This is a genomic window from uncultured Allobaculum sp., from assembly GCF_948576815.1.
In the GTDB taxonomy this organism is placed as follows: Bacteria; Bacillota_I; Bacilli_A; order Erysipelotrichales; family Erysipelotrichaceae; genus Allobaculum; species Allobaculum fili.
On the sequence record NZ_CAPAEZ010000027.1, the window covers coordinates 1 to 17,475 of the forward strand.

General features: G+C 50.2%; 7 protein-coding genes. 1 reads left to right on the plus strand and 6 read right to left on the minus strand.

Features of this window, described 5'->3' with window-relative positions; all coding sequences use genetic code 11:
* Positions 1-320 precede the first annotated feature (320 nt).
* From Q2J39_RS05325 to galT, 4 genes are all read right to left on the minus strand, one after another.
* Positions 321-1,427: a hypothetical protein gene (locus tag Q2J39_RS05325; RefSeq protein WP_288339271.1), complete on the minus strand. Its 1,107-nt coding sequence runs from the start codon at positions 1,425-1,427 to the stop codon at positions 321-323.
* Between the two features lies 1 nt (position 1,428).
* A complete protein-coding gene (locus Q2J39_RS05330) occupies positions 1,429-7,620 on the minus strand; it encodes a hypothetical protein (RefSeq protein ID WP_288339272.1) in 6,192 nt (2,063 codons plus the stop codon).
* Between the two features lie 864 nt (positions 7,621-8,484).
* Entirely contained in the window at positions 8,485-9,510 is a 1,026-nt protein-coding gene (gene galE / locus Q2J39_RS05335) for a UDP-glucose 4-epimerase GalE (RefSeq protein WP_288339273.1), read from the minus strand.
* 206 nt (positions 9,511-9,716) lie between these two features.
* Positions 9,717-11,213, minus strand: a complete 1,497-nt coding sequence (gene galT / locus Q2J39_RS05340) for a UDP-glucose--hexose-1-phosphate uridylyltransferase (RefSeq protein WP_288339274.1) — start codon at positions 11,211-11,213, stop codon at positions 9,717-9,719.
* A gap of 359 nt (positions 11,214-11,572) precedes the next feature.
* Between galT and Q2J39_RS05345 the strand changes: the two genes are divergently transcribed.
* Positions 11,573-12,733 carry an ABC transporter ATP-binding protein gene (locus Q2J39_RS05345; protein ID WP_288339275.1) on the plus strand — a complete coding sequence of 387 codons (1,161 nt, stop codon included), beginning with the start codon at positions 11,573-11,575 and terminating at the stop codon, positions 12,731-12,733.
* A 507-nt stretch (positions 12,734-13,240) separates the two neighbouring features.
* Here the strand turns inward: Q2J39_RS05345 and Q2J39_RS05350 are convergent.
* Together Q2J39_RS05350 and Q2J39_RS05355 are read right to left on the minus strand one after the other, a co-directional pair.
* Positions 13,241-14,284 carry a hypothetical protein gene (locus Q2J39_RS05350; protein WP_230266526.1) on the minus strand — a complete coding sequence of 348 codons (1,044 nt, stop codon included), beginning with the start codon at positions 14,282-14,284 and terminating at the stop codon, positions 13,241-13,243.
* Entirely contained in the window at positions 14,284-17,463 is a 3,180-nt protein-coding gene (locus Q2J39_RS05355) for a hypothetical protein (protein WP_288339276.1), read from the minus strand. The genes Q2J39_RS05350 and Q2J39_RS05355 overlap by 1 nt, the downstream gene beginning before the upstream one ends.
* Between the last annotated feature and the right edge of the window lie 12 nt (positions 17,464-17,475).

The window sequence follows — 17,475 nt, forward strand, 5'->3', positions numbered from 1 at the left end:
AACTAACCTGATTTGTAAGTGAGCTTGTGAAGCTTAAGTGAACAGCATTGGTTTAAAACTGGTCCAAAAAAGCGAAAATCGGATTTGAAAACTAGGCCACCTGATTCAACGCCGTTTAATGACAAAAGCGATCCTCCATCTTTACCATTACAGCAAGACGGAGGATCGCTTTTGTTTAGCTGCTCGATGAGCGGATGCAAACAACCCATTTTTTTTCAATCCGGAAGTTGCTTGCCTGAATGTGCCTGATGTCTGGGTTTCAAATACAGAAAAGGCGTAAGAAATCGTCCTTTAACGGAAGAGTCCGCTGTGAAAACGATCTAATTGCTTTTCTGTACCAGAACGCTTCGTTTTTCCAGAACATAGGAAGCATCCACCCAGGGGACGGGATGAACGTGCGCCAGATTGTTTCGGATATCCCGGATCCGCAGGAGAACGGACCAGTCCTCAGAAGAAAAGTGCAGATCACCGGAGTTATAGGCGTACCAGATCAGTTCCCCGGCTTCCAGATCGTATGGACTTCCCACCTCTTTTCCGGTCTTCGTATCCGTTATCGGGTAATACGTCAGTGACCAGGAGATATCCGAATTGTATTTATCAATGATATGAAGCCGGATTTCTTCCAGGGCTGGAAACAGGATCTGAATCTGTGCTTTCCAGATTTTTCGATCCAGAAAAGCTTCATATTTTTCAGATCCAAAGTGGTGCAGGGCGTTCAGTTCCTTTGCTGCAGCTTCAGGAAACTGCATGAATCGATTTGCCTGCCGGCAGAAGAGATCCATGATTTCCGGCTGACTTTCGGATAGTCCATAACAGAGTCTGGCCAGATACGGCATGTATTCTTCTTCAATGTCCATCGGCGCTGCAAGAGCGGAACCAAACGCCTCAATATCGTATTCCCGCACATAGTCTTCATAGTTCAGACAGGTCAGCAATTTGCTGATTTCTGAGTCGGGACTTTCCGAAGAAAAAATGAGGAATCGAGCTTGCAGCTGTTCATTTTGTCTGGCTTTGAGATAATCCAGCACCACAGGCCACCACACCTGAATTCGTTCCGGGTTTTCAAGATCGATCAGAATCCGGCGTCGATGAAACACCGTTTTTTCGGTCAACCCTGCAAGGAACGTCCCTAGTTTTGCCGGTCGCCGATAGCGCATTCGCATCTCAAAAGATACAAATTCTTCGAGAAGCTCCTGTTCCGGATCGTTACACGCCTGCAGCCGGACTAAATCTCCTGTCTGGGCTTCTTCAATCTCACTGAACAGTTCTTCACGCCAGGGAAGATTTTGCGGAATGGTGACAAAAAGATTTTCATTATTATTCAGGCCGTCAATAATCGCCTCTTTGAACTTACGCGGAGTAACCGCATCTTCCCACCACATACGTTCTGCGCAGGTTTCAGCCTCATCCATAATCCAGTCTTCCATCTCAATCCTCCATCATTCTCTCCAGCGTGCTGTCGATATCGTACTTTGTTCCCATCATCTGCAGGAAGTTGTTACGGCTGAATCGATACAGTCCGCTGGCCGTCTGCTTCAGAATATTCAGTTCGCACATTTCCTGAAGCAATGCATCCAGCTGTGGAAGAGACAGAGAAGCGATTTTTGGAATTTCAAGGAGTTCTGCCAGTTCCGCGATTTCCGCGGGAGAGCTGCCTTCCGGCGATTCGGTATCGTGATACAGGGACGCGATCAGATTGGCGAGAATCAGGTAATAATTGTCCGTATCATCCGAGAGCGTAATGGTGAACATCTCCCGAATCTTCTCCGTCAGCGTATCGTCCTTCAGTACTTCTCTGAGCTGTTTTTCCGAGACGAGATAAGGCGGCGTTACGCCTTCACTGAATCCGGCATAGCCTCTTTTCATCGATTCTACAAACTTGTACCCATAGAGCTGAATCATTCCCGGGAAGTAGTTTGTTTCCGCCAGAATGGTTGCGATCAGCATTTCCGTCTCTTCATCGTCCCGGAAGCGGAATCCGAGTGTACTCAGCGGCTGCGTCAGGAGCTTTTTCCCGTCATCGTATCCAAAGGGCGTAATCGTAATGGAACTGAGATGAGGCAGCGGGCTGTTGCCGCTCAAACTGTTTTCCCGGGAGAACCGCACCACGTTTCGCAGACCGGCAATAACGAATTTAAAGCGGCCCATACTGGACGTTTCGAGTTCTTTAAGCGCGCTGATTGGGGCATACTTATTGTCCGCAGACGATTCAAGGAGCTTGTCGGCTTCGTCAATGAGGAGAAGAAAGTTTTGAATATCCGAATCATTCAGTTTTTTCTTCAGCACATAGTTCAGCGTATCCCAGTCACCGTCAATCTGATGGATTTCCTCTTCACCGATCAGTCCGGTCTGAAGAGAAATTTCTCTGGCAATGCGCACGCAAGCTTCCGAGGTTTGCAGGCTCTTAATGACGACAAGAACGGCATATTCCCCTTTTTCCGGATGATGCATCTTATTGCGTGCCATCATGAGCAGCGCGGATTTTCCAAGCTGCCGGCCGCCATAAATAATGTTGGCGCCGCCTGGATCGATAACCGAAGCCAGTTCTTCCTCGCGTCCGATAAACATTTCCGGCGGAGTCGGTTCCGTCGCCTTCTGGACATAAGGCTGATAAAAAGCGAACGGCAAGGTAATTTCCATCAGGGCCCGATTCACCTGGAACAGGTCATAGTTCCGGGCCAGGAACGCGGCAACAACCTGGTCGATCACGATGAACGTTTTTCCCGCGTAGTCTTCTTTCGACTTTCTCGCCAGAGTACGTCTTTCTGAAAGCTTCAGCCTGTAGTCGAGAATAATGATGGACGGGTTCCGGAGCTGTCGGCTCAGCATCATGAGATTATCCACTTCACAGCGGCCAAACAGGACAATCAGATCGAAGCCTTTGGTTCTGGCCTTGGACTGAAAAACCGAAATAGGCGTCTGGTACGTATCCGTACCATTTCGATCGTTTTCCAGCAGGACTTTGAACATGTTCTTCTCTTCTGGATACGCTTGAATTTTTGGGCTTTCAAAGCCAAGAACACTCAACAATTCCTGCAGATCTTCTGTTCGAAGATTACCCGAACTGCCCGACCTCGGCCAGAGACTCAGAAGCCGCATTCCCGCTCGAAGTTCCTTGTTATACAGGCCAGAAGGAAGGACATTCGTAAACGGTCGTCTAGGAGTCGCACTATGGATCAACTGATAAAGATAGGAATAATCATTTAGAAATTTTTCCAGCGTATTTTCTTTCTCTGCGAAAAAGGAAGCCGTGTGGTGCGACTGAAGTCGATTGAGCATGTCTTCTACGGCGGTGTAGTTGCAGGCAGGATCATCCAGGCGGCTGCGAATCATTTCCACGGCGGCCTTCTCTTCCTCTGCCTGCTCCGGCGTCTGTTCCTGCAGGTACTCAGTCAGATTGTGTTTCAGTTCTTCTGCACGTTTTCTGGAGAAATGCTGGATCTGCTTTTTAAATCCTTCAGCGATTTTCTCAAAAAAGCCATAGTTGCTGGTCTCTTTAGCAAACTGCTTCCATCGTTCGCCTTCCGTTGTAAACAGTTCTTTCTGATCGACAATCGTCTGGTCCAGTTTTCCATACGCTCTGGACAGTTCCAGTTCCGACACAAAGTCTTCCCAGTTTCGTTCCAGCTCGTAACTGGCTTTCGACACATTATCTGCCTTGTACTGAAGAAGGGTCATATCTTCATCCGCAAATTTTTCGAGGTGAAGCTGATAGTATTCTTCAATTCGGTCAACCGTTCCAAAGCAGCTGCTTGACGGAAGAAACAGCTCCTGAACTCGATCGGCCCACGCTGTATTTTCAACGCCGCGGTTCTCATAGTTTTTCAGGATGCGTTCGGATACCAGCAAATCCGGCAGATAGTAGGGCTCTTTAAGATAGGGAACAAAATCCTCATTCAAAAGAACCCAGTCCTGTCGTACGAAGGGGAAATAGTAAAACTTTTTCTCATCTTCAAGGCAGGTTCCTTCCAGCTTCCGGACAATTTCCGAAAGAGTGCTGCGCAGAACCTGACAGCCGCCCGCGTCAACGATCTGGTTATGCGGAGCCAGCTCTGCCAGAGCCTCCGCACTCATCCGCTGTATTTTTGCGCATTCGGCTGTATAGACGGCATAGTCTCTGCTTTCTTTTTTGGCTTTGCCTTTATTGGAAAAGTAAATCCAGTCTGCGGTCAAAGAAGCAATCTGAGTAAGGGTCTTTACTACGGTTTTGCGTACCGGATTGACCAGAGATACACCGATACGACGTTTTCTGTTCTCTCTTCTTACGCGCATAGTATCCCAGCCGCTGTCGATGTACCGGGAAATCTTTTTCTGATCCACGTGATCCGACCGAATTTCCGCTTTGTTTTCAATCCATAAATCCGCAACGATTGCGCTGATCGTCTCTAGATCTTTGGTGTCATTATCGCGGACCGCCCTAAGGAAACACGGAATATCCATATCCATGGCAAAAATATAGGCATAGTACGCCAGAACGCCTTCGGAAGTACCCAGTTCTGAGAAGTTATGTTCTTCGACATAGTGCCTGTAGCAGTAGGACGCCTGCTTTCTCAGACTGGTAAGCTGTGCTTCCGACATATTGATTTCCATATGGTGATAGCTGGCAAATCGATCCAGGCCGTAACGATCATTGCTCTCTTTGAAGTTCGCCAGTTCATACATCAGGCTTCGCAGCGCCGGGAAGCGCTCGTTCAGCGATGTTTCGGCATACAGAGCATAAAGAGGGCTGAGGCTGAAATGACGTTTCTGATTGTCATAAAAATACATGCGCAGAACAGCCGACGCTAAAAACCATTCAGAACCCGGATCCTGTTCCCTGGAAAACAGCTCGAGCATATAATTCTCGTCATACTCGATTTCGCGAAGCGGATCATCCAGCGCATACCCCGCCTGGAAAGCCGTTCTCTCAAACTTTTCTTCGGTTCTTTCCTGAGCCAGAGCGTAGAACATGGCGGAGGCCTCGTGGTATCGCTCCTGTGTAAGCATCTCGAAGGCTTTTTCATACAGCTCTTCTGCCCGTGCCAGATTGATTCGAGTTTCGGTACGTTCTTCCTTGCCGATTGAAGTTCCGCCTTCATTCGGGTGCTGCTCTTGCGCTTTGACTTCATCTTTGAACTCTGGTTGATCGATGAGGATTTCTTCTTCCGGCCTAGAAGCGCGTTCCAAGTCTGCCGTTTTCTCACCGTCAGCAGAAACACCTTCCGAATTCACGCCGTTACTGACTTCAGCAGGCTCTTCCAAAGTGTGTTTTACGCGGTTTTCCTGGCCTTCCAGCTCAACCGATTCAGAGACAGAATGGAACGAATTGTTCAGTTCATCCTCTTCCTCATCATCTTCTGCTTTTTTATCCGATGCTGCCTGGACTTCCTCTTCAGCCCGTTTTTTTGCTTCATTCTGTGCCGTCTGAGAATCTGAATTGTCCGATACAGTGACGTCATCGTCTGAGACAGGATGTTCTGGTATTTCTGTCTGGTCGTCAGGTGACATTTTGCCTTCTGATTCTGAAGCCGCTTCCGGCGTTTCTACCTGCGGCGATGTTTCCTTCTCTGTCCGTTCCGACTGCTCGTTCAGCCCCTCCGGTTCCGTCTGGCTATCGTCATTGGCCAGAGATGTGCCGCTGGAACCGGCTTTGGCTAAAAAGTCTGCCTCGGCAGGAACCGCCTCTTCTTTCCGGCCGGAACAATCATCCGAATCGGGATGCTTCTCCTTTTCGCTGCTTTTCGCTTCTTCCGTTTTTTCTTCCCGTTCTTCTTCGCTCAGGCTTGCTTCTTCTGCCTCTTTCCGGTGACTTTCAAAGGTTTGTACAAGATCCAAGTCTTCAATGCCAAGCGATTGATCTGTGCCATACGGAACAGCTTTGGAAAGATCTGGATCGACCATGTACCATCGGCCCAGGTCGGCGCCAAAATAAACCTGAAGCAGTCGAACCGCACTTTCTGCTTCTTGTTCTGTGGTTCCAAAAACAAGGATCTGCGTCTTTTCATCTATGCCTTCGGGCAGTTTGGACTTGATGAAAAACTTACGGATGTCTTTTGCATTCCCAGTGAAAAGGCCGATGAAAAGAATCCCTGCCTGACCATCTTCTCGATCCATGCGGATCGAATGGATATTATGAACAAAACTCTCTTTATAATCTTCTTTCTCAAAGATCGGCCGCAGTGCTGGCTGATACAGGATGCGGCTTCGAACCAGATGAACGAGATAGTCACCCCGCTCCACTGGATTCTCGGCTGATCGGGCAGCTGCTCTGGGGCCTTTGAACATACTGTTAATGTCCGCATCCCGCTTTGCGCTGAAGGGAACATTGTAGTCCTTAAGGATGGTTTTCATCGTCTGCTTCAGGTTGCCAGACTCCAGCAGTTTTGCTCCCCGACCGGTCAGAATGGCGGCAGGAGAGGCTTCATAGCCAGGCATCCAGATTTTTCGAATATACCCTTTGTTATACAGGCGAGCTAACGCTGCCGGAATATCTTTCGGGATTCCATCCTTCCTTTCTGGATCCTCCTCCCAGATGAAACCCAAATCGTTATAGAGCAGATCCATCGTAGCGATGGTTCGGCAAACCATCCCCCTCGACCGCGAATTTTTCAGCAGTGTAATAAACTCTTTCACCTTCACTGGTTTTGCGGCCTGTTTGGAACTTTCTTCCAGAACCGTAATTCCATCATTCTTTTCATGCAGGTTTGTAAAGACAGGATAGCCAATCTTCTCATCAAAATTCTTTTCGAGGGCCTTTGTGTCTCCTTCCGCATCGAGAATCGTCTCAAGAAGCCGTCTCAAATCCATATCGCCAGATGGAGATGCAGAGGACGCTTCCGCTTCGTCCGTTATTTCTTCCTTCTGCGCAGGTTCTGCAGGTTTCGTCTTTGCATAGCCAATGTTCTCGTCGACCAGAATCGAAGCCGGCGAACCTGGCTGCGGTTTCTCACCGGAAAGAGAAGGCTCGCCGGTTTCTTTATCCCCTTCTTCCGCTGGGGATTCGCCTGCGCTCGCCGCAACTCGTTCTTTTTCTGTCTCGTTGTTCATTTCAGAGTCTGACGCTGCGGACTCAGCCTCTTCCTTCATTGGCCGGGTCTGCGGTAACCGATAGGATCTGGCTGCCAGTCCGATTGCAAGCGAAGAAGGGATTTCTGTGTTTATGGACAGAAGTTTCTGCACGAGCATGCTGTCCTCTTCCAGCAGAAGAATCTCGCCAATTGTTCGATAAACAGAAATTTTCTTTTCGTCGGTTCTATTCTTCTTTTCCTTAAATGCACGAACTTCCTTCTGAATTTGTTCGAATGCTTCCTCCGTTCCCGGAATGAATGCCTGCGCCATAAGAATGGCGTCCAGGTATTTTTCATTTTCCTGATCCTGAATCAGCCGAGCCGCGGTCTCTTTCGCTTTGGTCAGCGTAGAAGGGGTGTCTGCCCCTGCTTCCGATACCGTTTTTTGAATGTGCTCTACGCGCCGGCTGTATGTATCTAGTCGTTCTCGATAGCTTTGAAAATCAAATGGCGACAAATCCTGCGCCTTCAAAAGGGTGTCGAGACGCGCAGTACGTTCGCCCAGCCATTGCGCGTCTTCCTGCGCCTGTTCAATGATTTCAATCAGACTGTCCAGTGCCTTTCTCTCCATCATTTTCTTTCCTTCCTTTCTTACCCCGATACTGTTCGATTTTCGCTTACACCCATTCCCGGCCCTTCCCCGCTTTCGAGGAGAAGGCCCGGATGGGCCAGTCTTCCAGTTTCGGAATGCAGAATAAGAGATCGAATCTGCAGCAATGTTCCTGGTCTCTTATCTGTTCACTTTCCATTGTCTTGATTTGTTGTAATCGTTGTCAATAAACCCCACGGTTTATTTTTCCTTTTAAAATGTTGCTCCGCTTTTGATCCGCTCTTTTGTGACGGTTCGCTTTCTCCTGAACCGATTTAAAACCTCGGCCCTCCTCTTTCACTGCCGTGTTTTACATGTTTTGGTGTGTTTCTCAGCTTTCCTGCACGCAAAAAAGACTTCGCTTTTTCAAAAATTGAAGCGGAGTCTTTTTGGTCTTCTCGGATGGGTTCACAATTTCCATCCGATTTGTTCAGATTTCTGTACACAATCTGTTTTTCACATTTTTGCGGTTTCCACCCCTCGTATTCTCACATTTCTGAAGATTTTTCAGGCTGTATTTTCACGTTTTTCAACAAGAGCGGAAACGGGCGCCTTTTTCGAAATTTATGGCTCGTTAAACCGCCGACGATGGCAGCCAATGCCTTCCGGTTTGAACCGATTACGCCTGTCCGGATCCAGCGTTCGATTTTGCTTCTTGCCTTATCCTGACATCAAAAAAGCAGCAGGCTTCTTCTCCTTCGTCTGACCGGTCTGTTCAGACCGGGTCTTACAGGAAATTTGCCTGCTGCTTTAATTTTATTGAGTACTGGCTGACGATCCAGCCGTTCTGGATTTTTCTTCGCGTAGCCTTATGGGCGATTTTTCATTTAGAACGCGGGGATTATCGGCTTACTTTTCTGGTGTGTTGTAGCCGTCCGGGTTGTTGGACTGCCATTTCCAGGAGCTTTCGCACATGTCATCGAGGTCGTACTGCGCTGTCCAGCCGAGTTCTTCTTTGGCCAGATCGCATTTTGCGTAGCATGCAGCGATGTCGCCTTCACGACGCGGTTTGATGGAATATGGAATTTCATGACCACAGGCTTTTTCGAAGGCGTGGATAACGTCAAGTACGGAGCTTCCATGTCCGGTTCCGAGGTTGTAGATTTTCAGGCCGGCGCCATGCTTGATCTGATCGAGTGCCGCAACGTGGCCTTTGGCCAGGTCAACGACGTGGATGTAGTCGCGAACGCCGGTTCCGTCTGGTGTTGGATAGTCATTGCCGAATACGCCGACTTCCTTGAGTTTACCAACGGCAACCTGTGCTACATATGGCAGCAGGTTGTTTGGGATGCCCTTCGGGTCTTCGCCAATGCGGCCGGATTCATGCGCGCCGATCGGGTTGAAGTAACGCAGAAGCATAACGTTCCATTCCGGATCTGCGGTATGAACGTCCATCAGAATCTGCTCGAGCATCCATTTGGACCAGCCGTACGGGTTGGTGCAGGTGCCTTTCGGGCATTTTTCGGTAATTGGCATTTCAGCCGGGTCGCCGTAAACGGTAGCGGAAGAGGAGAAGATGATGTTTTTCACATTGTGGTTTCTCATGGCTTCCAGCAGGTTGATGGTTCCGGCGATGTTGTTGTTGTAGTACTCGATTGGCTTGCGAACACTTTCGCCTACGGCTTTCAGACCGGCGAAGTGGATGACGGCATCGATCTGTTCGTTGTCGAATACGCGGTTCAGATCGTCCATGTTCAGAACGTCGCCTTTGTAGAATTTCACTTTTTTGCCGGTGATTTCTTCTACGCGGTCGAGCGCTTTTTCGCTGGAGTTGTACAGGTTGTCAAGAACGACAACATCGTAGCCGTTGTTGAGCAGTTCTACGCAGGTGTGGCTTCCAATGTAGCCGGCACCGCCCGTTACTAAGATTTTCATTTCAGATTACCTTCTTTCTGATCCTCACTGGGATCCCGCTGTATATAAAGCAGGACATCTATTGCGGTTTATCCGCACCGGCGGATGCCGGCGGGAAAACGTCTTTGAGTGCTAGAGATTTAAGCCGCTTTTATTTCAGATGATTCTGTCTTTTCTTTCCAGAATAATGCGCCTGCAAACCGGGAAGAATTGAGAATGATTTTGTATTAAAGCGCGTCGATGAAGCGGCGGAACGCCTTGCGGCCTTCGGCATCGGTTTTGTAGACGCCGGCGTCTTCAAGAACGTGCGTGAAGACGATGCCGATTTCGTCATGAATGATCTGATCGATATTTTCTGCATTGATCGTATCGTATTTCTTCATGATTTCTTCGGCCCAGTCGGCGTGCTTTTCGAGTTCCGGATTGGCACGCAGATCTTCGCCGTTGAGCATGGCTTTCTTCAGATCGGACATTTCCTTTTTCAGACGAGCCGGCAGGACAGCCAGACCCATAACTTCGATCAGACCGATGTTTTCCTTTTTAATGTGATGCCACTGCGCATGCGGATGGAAGACACCCATCGGATGTTCTTCGCTGGTGATGTTGCAGCGCAGGACGAGGTCGAGTTCGTATTCGCCGTCACGTTTGCGGGCAATTGGCGTAATGGTGTTGTGCGGTTCGCCGTTGGCGTTCGCCAGGATTCCGGCAGATTCATCGGAGTAGCCTCTCCAGGTATCGAGAATGTGATCGGCTGCGGTGATAACGCGCGTGCGGTCAGTTCCGCGCAGACGGATAACCGCCATTGGCCATTTCACGATGCCGGCTTTGAGGTCTTCAAATCCAGGAATCGTCACTTCTTCTTCGATTTCGGCTTTTGCCATTGGGAATTCGTGGTTTCCGCCCTGGAAGTGGTCGTGGGACAGGATGCTTCCGCCTACGATCGGCAGGTCGGCGTTGCTGCCCAGGAAGTAATGGGGGAACAAATCGATGAAGTCGAACAGTTTTACGAACGTGTCGTGGTTGATCGCCATTGGCGTATGTTCGCCGTTAAAGACGATGCAGTGTTCGTTGTAGTACACGTAAGGGGAGTACTGGAAGCCCCAGCGGGAATTGTTGACGGTGATAGGAATGATGCGGTGGTTTGTACGGCCTGGATGATTGACACGACCGGCGTAGCCTTCGTTTTCCATGCACAGCTGGCATTTTGGATACGCCGACTGCGGAGCGGATTTAGCAGCAGCGATCGCTTTCGGATCTTTTTCCGGTTTGGAGAGGTTGATCGAAAGTTCGATTTCTCCATACGGCGAATCGGCACTCCAGCGCTCGTCGCGGGCAATACGATCGCGGCGAATATAGTTGGAATCCTGAGAAAGTTTGTAGAAGTAGTCCGTTGCAGCTTTCGGGCTTTCTTCATACAGTTTTTCGAACGTTTCCTGAATCTGGGCAGGGCGCGGCAGAAGAGCGTTCATCAGTTTGGCATCGAACAGATCCCGATAAGTAATCGAGTCTTCGATGATGGAACGCTCTGCAGCAGTGTCCAGTAGATTATTCAGGACTTCCGGCAGAGAAATTTCGGATCCGTCGGGGGTGTAAGCCGTTTGATCCAATGCATCCTGGTGCATCAGGTCGAGAAGCAGGTTGGCAGCATACGTCCGCTCGCTTTCCGGGAGCAGGCCGGTCTGAACGCCGTATTCCACGAGCTTCAGAATGGATTGATCAGCCATTTTTTCCTCTTTCTATGGCCTCTTGGATGGCCAGTAAAGTTTTACTAAACTTAATCATAATTTACTAAATCCTGTTGCAATTGCAATATGATTTGCAAAGTTTACAAATATATTTTCTATCTTCTCCAGCTGAACTTTCAAGACCTTTCCGGCTGAACTTGGCCGTGAAGGGAATGAAACGTTTCAAGTCATCTGATTTGTTCATCGTCTTTTGAGCCCCTATTCTGAAAATGTCAGAGCTGGATGGGTATCTGCCTTGACCCAGATGAGATCCCCATTTATATTTTGAGATTTCTTAGAAAGCATTTTGCGGGCGTGAGGCCGGCGATACTTTCCCAGCCGTATATAAAGGAGAAGCTATGTCAGAGCTCAATCTCAAACATATTAAGAAAGTGTATCCAAACGGTTTTGAAGCCGTTAAGGACTTCAACCTGGATGTTAAAGACGGCGAGTTTGTTATTTTCGTAGGTCCTTCGGGCTGCGGAAAATCCACCACGCTGCGCATGATTGCCGGTCTGGAAGAAATTTCCGGCGGCGATCTGATCATCGACGGCAACCGCGTAAACGATCTCGATCCAAAAGACCGCAAGATCGCGATGGTTTTCCAGTCCTACGCCCTGTATCCGTTCTTAACGGTTCGCGAAAACATGGAATTCCCGCTGAAGATTGCCAAACTGCCAAAAGAAGAAATCGACAAGCGTGTCGCACAGACCAGCCGTACGCTCGGTCTGGACAGCCTGCTCGACCGTAAGCCAAAAGCGCTTTCCGGCGGTCAGAGACAGCGTGTTGCCATGGGACGTGCCATTGTCCGTCATCCAAAGGTTCTGCTGATGGATGAACCGCTGTCCAACCTGGATGCCAAGCTGCGCGGCCAGATGCGTGTAGAAATTTCCAAACTGCATGAAAAACTGGGCGCTACCATTATTTATGTAACCCACGACCAGACCGAAGCCATGACCCTGGGCGATCGTATCGTTGTCATGAGCGACGGTGAAGTGCAGCAGATCGATACCCCGGCCCACCTGTACGACTATCCGATCAACAAGTTCGTTGCCGGCTTCATCGGTTCTCCGCAGATGAACTTCATGGACGTTGTCATCAATGAAAAAGACGGCAAGACGTACCTCACAGTCGGCGACGACAATATCCTGATTCCAGAAAAATTTGCGACCCGCATTCGCGAAAAAGGCTACAAGGACGGCGACACCGTTACCCTCGGTATCCGTCCGGAAGATCTTTCCGATGATCCGGAAGAAGTGGCAAACCATCCAGAAGCCAAAGTGAAAGGCAAAGTGGAAGTCTATGAAATGCTCGGCGCTGCCAGCAACCTCTACGTAGACTGCAACGGAACCCAGATCATCGCGGCAGTGGATCCTTCTTCCAAGACCAAAGCCGGCGATGTCGTTGAACTCGCTGTAAACACCGACCGGATCCACCTCTTCGACAAGGACACTGGACGCAATATCCTGGTTGAAGTTGACCCGGATACCGGCATCGTAATCGAAGAGCGCAGCGCTTAATCGCGTTTTCGCCAAATGGACAGTCCCGAAGCTTTCGGGTCATTCCTTTCCATCGTTATTCCTGCGGCAGAGCACTCTGTGTTCTGCCGCTTTTTCTCTGTTTTCGAATAGCAGATTCCCCATTTCGAACCCTGTTGTGCAAAAAAATGCATGATTCTGGAAAAATTGTATTCTGGTACAATTTTTCCACGGAATTATTGTATTGAAATACAATTTTTCCAGAACCGGCGAAACATCTGCGCACAGAAGCTGAACCCTGATCCTTTCTTTGCGTCTGAGGGCAGGAGGGTTTTCCCAGCGAGATTGTATTAAACGATACAGAAGCGATACAGAAGAAAAAACGCGCTCGTCCACTATCTTATGGATGAGCGCGCGAATGAAACAGAAATCGGAAAGGAAAAACCAGACGAGATCGATTGCCGGGCGTTTAAGCCGGCTTTCTATTCCTCGATTTTTTATGGGACAGAAGAACATTCTGTCCTTTTCTTTTTCGGTTTTGATCGGGCTTTATTTGTAGAGTTTCATGCCCGGCAGACGATACCATTGACGGCTGCCGTCTTCTTTGAATTCGTACAGGGAAATCAGCGAATTTTTCAGATGGAGAATGTCTTCGGTAAACAGAAGCGTATCTTCCTTGCGAATCAGACTGCGTTCTTTTAACGCCTGATACACCTGTTCGGCATCCGCCGGACTTTCTGTGCAGATTACCAGCTGCGGCAAGCAGGCATAGATATTGGTCTTATCCGTCATATTGCGGCTTTCCAGCATCGTCCACTGGCTGTCGAGAATCGAATAATAACGACTCACCTTTTCACAGAGCTGTTCGAGCGATTCGTCCGTATTGCGGACGACTTCAAAGAACAGCCGGCTTCCGTCATTGAGGGTTAAATTGACCGGCGTACGCATGATGGCACCGTTTTTTACGTCCTGCGGATTGACGGAAGCGAACACTTCCTGAACACCGAAGCGCTTCATGCTGACGCCGCTTTTGAGCATCCCCACCAGAATCTGGTTGCCGACGAGGATACGGAAAATGTCCAGCGGCTTTTCCGGCTTGTTGAGTTCACGGCGTCTGGAATAGGAAAGATAGACATTCCCGCCGTGCATATGGACGGACTGCTTGGCAATCTGCGATCCAAACAGATCGAGCGAGAAGCAGGTCAGTTTGGTTCCTCCCTTGCGAAGAATCGCCTTTTCCTGCAGCACATGGTACTTGCTGAGTTTGGTCAGGTGATTGAAGATCGCCTTGCGGGAGTAGTTGGCCAGCCTGAGGCTGACCAGCTCCGCGCACTGCAAAGGGGTAAGGTAGCAGGAGCGGGCGATCTCCTCGACCAGGACATAGTCCACTTCCTGCATAACATCTTTCGCGGCTTCGAGCGTCGTACGCGTACGGCTTCCCTCAGGATGGAGACGCTCGAGCGTCTCATCTCCCGTGGTGAAGAAGGTCGTGGAGGTGATTTTGTCAGCCGCAATAAATTCTGTATTGTTTCTAGCGTATTTTTTCGGGTTATTCACCGTCGATTTGTCTTTATTTACCGTTGTCTCCGCCACTAGCTATTTCCTCCTTCCTGCTCTGCAGATTCCTCTGCGGTCTTTTTCTTTCGACCGGGTCTGCGCTTTGGCTTCTCCTCGCTGTTTTCAGCTGGAGCGGCCGGCGTTTCGCTGGATTCTGCGGTTTTCTTTGCGGGGGTTCTCCGTTTGCGTTTCGGTTTTTCCCCGCTGGAGGAATTTTCGGATGCAGCAGTGTTTTCCGCAGCAGCTGTCGTGGTTCCTTCCTTGGCGGCTGCGGTTTTTCTTCTGCGCTTTGGCTTTGCTTCCGCAGCCTGGGCTTCTTGGCTCGCTGCGGTTTCTGCTGCCGGTTTTGTCGCCGTTTCGGCGGCTGCATCTTTCGTTTTGCGCGTCGTGCGGGGGCGTTTCGGTGCTGCTTTTTCCGTTTCGGCGGTTTCTGCAGTCTGGGTGCTTTCGGCTTTAGGCTTGCGTCCCCTGCGCGCTGGAGCGGCTTTCTTTTCGCCTTCGGCTTTTTCGACCTCTTCGAGCAGCTGCTTCGTCTCTTCGGACGGATTGCTCAGTACGTCCTGTACGAATTTTTCTTCTTCGGCTTCCGCCTGGGCAGAAACCTCAGTTTCGGTTTCGGTAAACGTAAAGGCAATCACCGGTGCCGGCAGATGATTCGGACGAACGGTCAGGACATGGTGACCTTCCGCTTTTTCATCCGCAGCCTTGGACGTATTGTCTTCGCTCTTTGCGGACGTCTCTTCAGAAACGACCGCCGGTTCAGCAGCTTCTTCCGATGCTTCTGCCGTTTTCGCGGTTTCAGACGCTTCAGAAGGGTGTACTGTCTGTTCGTCTTCTGAAGCAGATTCGGCTTTTGCCGGGTTTTCGAGAGATTCAGCCGGTTCTGCACTGGATACGGCAGGTGCGGCTGGACGTTCTTCGTTGGAAGCGTCAGCAATCATTTTGACTTCTTCTTTGGATGGAACCGTCGAAACGGATTCTTCCCTGGAAGCTTCCGCAGAAGCTTCTTCCGTTTCTGCTTTTTCTTCCGCTTCCGGTTCTGGCGTTTCCGCTGCTTCAGAACTCGACACTCCCGTTTCAACAGTCAGAGTTTCTGTCTGCGTTTCGGTCGTCGTCTGTGCTTTGGCCGGTGCGGCAGGCATTTCTTCCTGAACCTGTTCAGTGTTTTCGATCGCTCCAGCGAGATCCGTCGGGGTTTCGACTGGTGTTTCCGCTGATTCAGATTCTTTTTCAGCGGACAGCTCTGTCGGACTGATCGGTTCTTCTGCCGTATTGCTGCCTTCGGGTTCAGCTTCCATAACAGGTTCGCTGGAATTCTCCGCATTGGATGGCTCAGCAGCTTCGACGGTTTCTTCCGCTTTTTCACTGTTTGCGGGTTCCGGCCGTTCAGCTTTTTCTTCGGCTCCAGTTTCTGGGTTTACTGGGACTTCAGGAGCTTCTGGAGTTTCTGCTGGTTTGGGTGTCTTTACCGGCTCCGCTTTCGGCTCTTTTTCCGCCGTTTTTAAAACGGATTTGGCAGTCGCGGTTTGTGCCGGTTTGGCGACAGTGAGATTCAACACGTCTGCGGATTCTGCTGCAGGTTTGGCTGCTTCCGCGTTCTGGCTTGCCTCAGAGGCCGATTTGGCCGTCTGACTGGCAGGGGTCTGGGAAGCGTCGTCCCGTTTGGCTGCGGATTTGTTCGCTTTGGCTTCTTCTTCCGCCTTTTTGGCACGCTCTTTTTCCAGACGATCTTCTTCCATGCGCTCTAAGGCAAGGCGTTCCTTTTCCAGGCGCTCTTTCTCACGGCATTCCGCTTTCTGGCGTTCTCGTTCGAGACGTTCCTTCTCGCGGCGCTGGGCTTCCTGGCGTTCTTTTCCCAGACGTTCCCGTTCGAGACGGGCGGCTTCCTGCGCTTTGGCTTTACGCATGGCACTTTCGGCTTTGGATTTCTCGATAGCCGCCTTGCGCTGGGCTTCAAACTCTGCCTGGCGCGCTTGTCTGGCTTCTTCTTCACGTGCTGCCGCTTCCCGGGAGGCTTTCAGACCGCTTTTGAGAAGCGTGGCGAGCGTGTCGTAAAGGAAATTGGGCTGCAAAGTGCAGACCGCATAGCCGCAGAAGTAGCGGACATACTCCGCCTGGTTTTTCGTCAGGCTGTTTCCGATCAGCAGGAAATGGTCTTCCAGAGAGTAGTTCTTAATGACGGCCATGTACTTGTCATAATCCGAGAACTGATGGCCGCTCTTCACCTCAACAACGTAAAGGTCTTCGTCGAAGACAATGACCATGTCGAATTCATTGACCGCAAGTCCATTCTGCTTGTCGGTTACAACGACGTTGGGATACACGCCCCAGCTGACTTTTTCCTGCGCTGCCAGACGTTCCACGATTTTTCTGACTTTCTGGTAGCACGCCATTTCAAGGAAACTTCCGCTCACAAATTTTATGCCTCGCTGTGTTGGGATCAGGCGTCCGGAAACGGATACGCCATTTTTGCCGGTTTCGGCTACGCCGGCCATCAGCCCCGCCATGCCGGAAAGCATGGACACCAGTTTCTTTCGTTCCACACCGTTTCTTGCAGTGACGGAAAAGGAATAATCCTTGCTGATAAGGGATGTGCGAAGCGCATCGAACACAGGTTCGAGAAGATCCCAGTTGTCGGTAATCTGGACCGCCAGATCATAAATGGCCGGCGGAATCTCGGTTGGATCGTCAAGCGGATTGAGCTTCATGACGATCGGATCGATCACCAGTTTTTCGAGAACCTGTTCCGGTTTCAGCGGCTGTTTTGGCGCAGGGGCTGCAGGCTGGAAAGAAGGCTTTGTTTCTGCGGCTTTCATTGCCGGTGCGCTCGATTCTTTCGATTGTGCCGTGCTGACAGATTCGGATTTAGCTGCTTGTGGCGCACTGGCAGGCTGCACGCTCTGCGCGCTCTTTTCCGGCGCTTTGGGCGCGTCTGCATCGGCGGATGCCGGCTGCAGATCTTCAGGGATAGCGGCCGTTAATTCGGCATGAGAAAGGGACTCCGTACTGGACAGAGCCTTTTCCTGTCCCGCTTCCAGGTTAGTGGGCGAATGATCGTTTTGCGGGGAATTGGTCGTGATGAGAGAAGCCTGTGCAGGGGCTGCAGATTCTGTTTCGAGGGCGGTTTCAGGCGCAAAAACAGAATCGGTTTCTCTGGGTTCCTCTTCGATTTCTACGGGAATCAAAGAAGGAATTTTGATTCTAGGTCGGTTCATATCTGCCCGTTC